This is a genomic window from Streptomyces sp. BE20, assembly GCF_036322525.1.
GTDB lineage: Bacteria > Actinomycetota > Actinomycetes > Streptomycetales > Streptomycetaceae > Kitasatospora.
This window is the reverse complement of the sequence record NZ_JAQYWW010000750.1, coordinates 53631-59928: the sequence shown is the minus strand read 5'-3', so window position 1 is coordinate 59928 and position 6298 is coordinate 53631. Positions and strand designations below refer to the sequence as shown.

Genomic DNA, 6298 nt, shown 5'->3' with positions numbered 1-6298 from the left:
GGCGCTCTTGGCTTTGATCACCGATGGAGGCACGTGCAGGACGACCGTTCCGTTGAGGGATCGCCGGTTCCGCCGGTCCGTTCCGGACGGCCTTCTTGTTCTGCGGTTCGTGCCGGCGATCGAGATCTCATAGCCGAGGAACACCGAGGCCGCCGCGCTGATCGTCCCCAGCCTCGCCACCTCGCTGACCGCGGTCACGGCGAGCAGGCTGGGAAGTTGCGGCACAGTTACCTCCTGGAGCAGTGGGGGTGTCGACGGCCGACGCGGGCCGGGCGCCGGTGCGGGGCGGGGTTACAGGACGGGCGGGCGTCCGGCGGCGGTCAGGCGCCACGCGGTGTGCCAGCTCATCGGCTGCCGGTCCTGGTCGAGGCGGCCGGCCCACCCTTCACGAAAGCCCTGCCAGGACTCCCAGGCGCCTCCGCCGCGCACGGCTCGCAGCGCGGTGGCTGCGGTCCACACCGCCAGGTACACAGGGATCAGCGGGGCGGGCAGGTTGCGGTAGGCCACCCACACGCGGTTGCGGGCGGCCAGCCGGTGGAAGAGGGCGTGCCGGGACGGGCTGCTGAGCGGGTGGTGCATGTGGAGCCCTGCCGCGTACCAGCCGGAGTAGCCCTGGGACCAGATCCGGTACGCGAGGTCGAACCCCTCGTGGTAGAGGAACAGGTCCGCGCACCACCCGCCGACCTGGTCGAAGACGGCGCGGCGGACGAGAACGACACCCTCGGTCATGGACGTGATCGTGCCGGGGCGGCCCGGGTCGGCGGCCCGCAGGCGGGGTACCCAGCGCCCCGGGGTGGTGGTGTCGTCCGGGCCGGTCAGGCGCGGCTGCACGTAGCCGGCTTCGGGGTGCTGCCCGGCCTCGGCGACCAGGAGGGCGAGGACGTCCGGGCGAGGGAAGGAGGCGTCGTTGTCCATGAAGAACAGGTAGTCGGGGGGCGGGTCGAGCTCGGCGAGGGCGCGAGCTCCCTCGTTGCGGCCGCCGGGGATGCCGAGGTTCTCGGGCAGGACGACGGTCACGGCGCCGGCCGGGACGACGTCCGGTGTGCAGCCGTTGCCGACGACGCAGATCCGCACCTCGACGCCGCGTTGGGCCAGGAGCGTGGCCTGCGAGGCGCGCTCCTCCTCAGGGCGGTCGTTCATGGTCAGCAGAACGACGCCGACGAGCGGACGCTGGGCCCGGTCCTGCCTTCCTGCCGGGTCGGTGGCCGCGGGCGCCGCCGAGGGGCGCCGGGAGCCGCTCACCCTGCGCTCCGCGTGACCAGCTCGCCGGCCGCCGCGGCGAGGGGTTCGTCAGGGCCGGCCCACTGGAACACCAACCGGCTGAGCACCTTGTCGACGACGTGGCCGGCCGGGAGGTCGCTGTCCGGGGTCGTGGCGGGGTGGACGGTCATCCGGGGGTAGCCGTGGCCGCGAGCGTGCCCGTCCCACCGGCGCACCGCGGCGGCGAGCCGGGCGGAGAGCGCCGGGCCGCTCTCGCCGAAGGCGTGGGCGACGAACTCGGCCCGCTGCTGGGCCGGCGTCTCGCCGTCGTTCACCCAGACGTAGGTGAGGTAGGCCAGGCTGCCGTCACCGAGCAGGGCGGGCGCGTTCTCGCTGCGGGCGAAGGCGGCGATCCCGCTGTCTTTGGCCCGATCGCCGGCGAGGCGGCAGAAGCCCGGCACCGTGGTGGCGAGGTAGAGCTGCAGCGTCTCGAAGGACTCCCCGCCCGCGATGGTCACACCGGTGCGCTCCTCGGTCCGCGGGCCGCGCAGTGCCTCCTCGAGGCCCGTGGTGTCGCTAGCCGGGACGTCCTCGAAGCGCAGCCGCAGCTCACCGCCGGCCAGGTCGACGACCGGGGTGGTGCGGCCGTTCTGCCCGAGGTCGCGGACGAATCCGCAGTACGTCCAGGCCGTCGCGTGCAGCACGTCACCGCGGCGTTCGAGGGCGATCGCCCGGGTGTAGCCGTGCACCTCCAGCGGAACCACCAGCGTGGCACCCTCCCGGAGTTGCTGGCGCCAGGCGGGGGCGATGTCCCAGGCGTTGTGGGTGATCACGATCCCGTCGAACCCGCCGCGGGGCACGTGTCGCGAGGGTGCGCCGAGCGCCCCGTCGCCCTGCACCGCAAGGACGCGCCCGCTGCCGGCCTCCGCGGTGAACCGCTGGGTGCGGTGCACGACGTACGGGTCGATGTCGACGGTGACCACCTGCCCGCCCTCGCCGACGACGTGCGCGATCAGCTCGGCGTTGTAGCCGCCGGATCCGACCTCGAGCACGGCCGCGCCGGGCTCCAGCCGGAGCTTTGTGATCATGTCGGCCTGCAGCCACGCCGCCGACACCGAACTGGTCGCCCGCCCGTTCTCGTCCCAGCGGGTGACGACGGCCAAGTCGTCGTCGTAGGCGGTCGCCAGGTTCTTTTCCGGCGCGAACCGGTGCCGGGGCACCGTACGCAGCGCGTTCTGTACTGCGGCGGAGGGCGCCCAGCCGGCCGCGATGACGGCGTCGGTCATCCGCCGGCGCAGCCGGAGGGCCTGGGCGGGCTCCCCGGGCACGGGCGGCTGGTCGGCGGCGGTCGGGTAGGCGTGGACCGCCGGCAGGTCGGGGATGACGCCGGGCCAGATCGCGTTCAGGGCCTGCGCGGCCGGGGTGAAGACATCGCCGAGGCAGGCCAGGGCGTGGAGGCTGTGCCATTCCCACCGGTCGAGGAGCTGCTTCTCCGGGTTCGCCGGCATCCCGCTCCAGGCGCTGACGCGCACGACGGCGGTCAGCCGCGGAACACCGTGGGAGTCGTCGGTGAGCATGGTCACCACGGTGGCGTCGGCGGTGGTGGCGACAAGTCCGGTCTCCTCGGCGAGCTCCCGCACCGCCGCGTCCTCGAAGCTCTCCGACGTGCTCGTCTTTCCGGCGGGCAGCTCCCACATGTTCCGGCGGGAGCGGCCCAGCAGGACCCGACCGGCATCGTCGGTGACGACCACCACGGCTCCGGTGAGGGCGTGGCCGACCGTTGGGCTCTTCTCGACGGCCTTCGTGTGGGTGTGGCAGGGGCCGCGCAGGACGAGGACCGCGAGGTCGTCCGCAGCCAAGTGTCGCGTCTCCTCCCACCCGGCGGTGAGCAGGCTGATCTCGTCCTCGTCGAGGGCGATCGCCCGCTTGTCGGCCGGGGTGTGCTCGACCACGGGGGTGATCACCACGAGGGCGCCGCCGGGCCGCAGCCGCTCACCGAGGGCGCGCAGCACCCGGGTACGGTCGCCCAGGAACGGGTACATCAGGCGCAGCGTGATGAGGTCGTAGCCGTCCCCGTTCAGCTGCGCCGGGTCGTCGCGCTCGATGTCCAGTCGCAGCCACCGCACCCCCTCGACCCCGTCGTGTTCGGCCCGGGCCCGCTCCACCGCGCTGGCGGCGAAGTCCACGGCGTCCACCGTGTAGCCAAGACCCGCGAGATGGGCGGCCAACTCCCCGGTGCCGCAGCCGAGATCGAGCGCTCGCCCACCGGCCTCGGGCGCGGGGGTGTGCTCGGCCAGCAGCGCCCGCTCGCTGTCGCCCAGCGGCCGAAACCCCCGGCCGCCTGCGTAGTGCTCCTCCCACTCCTCACGGACATATGCCACGCGCTGCTCCTTCGGGTTGTTGGTGGTGCGGGTGGTCACGGGCGGTGGGTGGCGCGCAGCCGGGCCAGGGTGCGGCGGCCTCGTTCGACGAGCTCGGGGTCCGCATTGGCAGCTCCGTACTGGATCCCGGAGACGGCGTCGAGGACCTGGTGGACGGCCAGGTGTTCCTCCTCGGCCGCCGAGAGCTGCCTGCCGTTGCCGGCCATCACGGCCTCGTGGAGGTCCGGTCGGCCGGTCCAGGCGTCGGACAGGCGCACGAAGTCCCTGATGGCCGGGCCCGGTTCGGCGCGCTCGAAGTCGATCACGTACAGGCTTCCGGCGGCCCCGTCCCACCGGAGGTTGCGCAGCTGGAAGTCTCCGTGGGTCGGCACCCAGTCGAGGGCGGTGAGCTGTTCGGCCCTCTTGGCCACGGCGCGGATGTAGTCCTCGTCGCCGGGTGCGAGGTGGTCGCCGGCGCCGGCCAGGTGGCGCTCCAGCTTCTCCAGAGCCGTCGGTGGCCCGCCGCCCAGCTGTGCGGGGGCGCTGCGGTGGATCGCGGCCGCGAGCGCCCCGATCCGGTGGAAGACGTGCAGCTGCTCGTCGGGGGAGTGGACGGCGCCGTGCAGGGAGCGGCCGGGCAGCGCGGTGAGGATGGCGGTCCGCAGCGTCGGGTCGACGGCTACCAGGCGGGGCGCGGCGGGGCCCAGGGCCGGTACCCAGGTTCGGTACGCGGTCACCTCCCGGGTGTGGAAGCGGGCGCCCCGGTGGAGCTTCACGAACCACTCGCCGCCCTTGGTGCCGCGAACATGCCACACGCGGCTGCCCTCCCGGACCCAGGAGGCGTCCGTCCAGGCGCTGACGCGCCCGATCGCCTGCTCGGTGAACTCCCGCACCTCCCGGTCTGGTGCGTCCGGGTCCGCGCCGGTGGAGGGCACCGGGTGTAGGCGGTCCGCCGCGGGGTCGAAGGCGATCGGGTCGCCGGGCTGCTGGAAGTGGACGGCGAACCGCTGGCCGTCCCGGTAGGCGTCCAGTCCGGCCCGGCAGTAGGCCACCATCGGGGACGGCAGGTCGGCCAGCGGGTGCCAGTCCATCGCGTCGCACACGGCCGGTTCCATGATGCGGGGTTCGCTCTGCCATTGCCGGACTTCGAAGAAGAAGCCGATCCGGGCGGCGCCCGCCGGGTTTCGGTGGTGCACGGTGACGGCGTGGCGGACATCGGCCGGGTCGATGTCGACGTCGGTCTCCTCCTTCGCTTCGCGGATCAGCGCCTGAACGGCGTCCTCGTGCGGTCCGTCGTGGTGCCCGCTTGGGAGGTGCACAAGGCCTGACGCGTAGACCTGTCCGGTGCGGCGTGAGAGCAGCACCTCGGGTCCCGCGGCGCCGTCCCGGCGCAGGATGAGGTGGACGTCGACGGGTTCCTGGTGGCGGGGCGGGACTGACGCGGACTGCTCCGTGGGCATCGGGGCGGGCTCCTCGCCGGGGGGACCTGCGTGTTATCCCGCTCCCGACGAGAGTGCGGCCCGCAGCTGCGCGGCGATCCGGGTGCTCTCCTCGGCAGGCACCTCGAGCAGGCCGGCGCTCTCCCAGAGCAGGGCGGCCGTCTGCTGCCGGTCGTACGGCACGCCGGGCGGCAGCGCGGCCACGTGGATGTGGACGTGGCTGTTGCCGCTCTTGGAGCCGAGGCTCTGCAGGTAGATCCGCTCGGTCGGCACGACCCGCTGGAGCGCCGCCCCGGCGCGGTGGACGACCTGCCAGGGCTCGGCGGACTCCTCCGCGGTGAAGTCGCCGATGACGTCCTCCCGGTGCCGGACCGGGGCGACCAGCAGCTTGCCGAGCAGGGTCGGGTACCGGTCCAGGAACACCACGTGGCGCTCGTCCCGGTGGACGATCTCGTGCCGGAACTCCGGGTCCCCGGCCAGCATGCGGCAGATGAAGCAGGGCCCGGTCCGGGACCGCTGTGCGTATGCCTGCTCGTCGAACTCGACCCGCCTCACCGCGTCGCCTCCTGGTCCAGTTCGCCGGAGATGGACTCCTCCAGGTGCCGCATGGTCGTGGTGAAGGCGGCCTCGAGGTCGACGCCGTACAGGTCGGCGATCACGACGACGGACCACAGGCAGTCCGCCAGCTCGTGCCCGAGGTCGCGGGCGCCTGGCGGCGCCGACCGGACACCGTCGGCGGCCTGGGTGAGCTTGGCGAGGTCGCCGACGTCACCGACGAAGCCGAGCACGAAGTCCTGCCTGTCCCAAGTGCGGCCGCGCCGGGCCTCGTTGAGCTCGTCGTATAGGCCGTGAACGCGCATCGCCCGCGCGGTGATCTCGCTGAGGTCCACGCTCAGCCTCCGATCAGCTGGAGGCGGTGGCCGACGTACGGCGGGACGGGAGCGGCCGGCTTGTCGATGTCGCCGTACGGGACGAACCGGTTGGCTTTCCCCTCGCAGGTGCCGTGCAGGACCACGGCGTGCGGGGAGACCGGCTCGTGCCGGGGCCCGAGGACGACCCGCAGCAGCGTGGCCCGGCTCGTGGGTGCGGGGTCGGTGTCCGGCAACTCGACCAGTGGCGCGAGGCGGGCGCGTTCGCCGGGGTGGCGCTCAAGGCAGGCCTGAACGAGGTCGTGGATGTGGGTGGGAGCGGGGGCACCGCGAAACCTCTCTCGGAGCGGGGGCATCGGTGGGCAGTCAGCGGCTCGGGGCGGCTGCGAGTTCTCTGCGGCCCGCGCCGCCCTCCGCGGCGGTCCGCGAC

7 protein-coding genes are annotated in these 6298 nt (G+C 73.5%); all 7 read right to left on the bottom strand.

Going from position 1 to position 6298, the window contains the following annotated elements; genetic code table 11:
* A partial coding sequence (locus PUR61_RS16500) for a hypothetical protein (RefSeq protein WP_329879605.1) occupies positions 1-198 on the bottom strand: 198 nt, incomplete at its 3' end.
* A gap of 93 nt (positions 199-291) precedes the next feature.
* Positions 292-1242 carry a glycosyltransferase family 2 protein gene (locus PUR61_RS16495; protein WP_329879604.1) on the bottom strand — a complete coding sequence of 317 codons (951 nt, stop codon included), beginning with the start codon at positions 1240-1242 and terminating at the stop codon, positions 292-294.
* Complete coding sequence (gene fxlM, locus PUR61_RS16490) at positions 1239-3581, bottom strand: methyltransferase, FxLD system (RefSeq protein WP_329879607.1); 2343 nt, start codon at positions 3579-3581, stop codon at positions 1239-1241. The genes PUR61_RS16495 and fxlM overlap by 4 nt, the downstream gene beginning before the upstream one ends.
* A 35-nt stretch (positions 3582-3616) precedes the next feature.
* Positions 3617-5020, bottom strand: coding sequence for a phosphotransferase (locus tag PUR61_RS16485; protein ID WP_329879603.1), 1404 nt, complete (start codon positions 5018-5020; stop codon positions 3617-3619).
* A gap of 33 nt (positions 5021-5053) precedes the next feature.
* Complete coding sequence (locus PUR61_RS16480; protein WP_329879602.1) at positions 5054-5554, bottom strand: HIT family protein; 501 nt, start codon at positions 5552-5554, stop codon at positions 5054-5056.
* Positions 5551-5889: a MazG nucleotide pyrophosphohydrolase domain-containing protein gene (locus PUR61_RS16475; protein ID WP_329879601.1), complete on the bottom strand. Its 339-nt coding sequence runs from the start codon at positions 5887-5889 to the stop codon at positions 5551-5553. Before PUR61_RS16475 ends, PUR61_RS16480 begins: the two co-directional genes overlap by 4 nt.
* 2 nt (positions 5890-5891) lie before the next feature.
* The gene (locus tag PUR61_RS16470; RefSeq protein WP_329879600.1) at positions 5892-6224 is read right to left on the bottom strand and encodes a hypothetical protein; all 333 of its coding nucleotides are present in this window, start codon (positions 6222-6224) and stop codon (positions 5892-5894) included.
* Positions 6225-6298 lie beyond the last annotated feature (74 nt).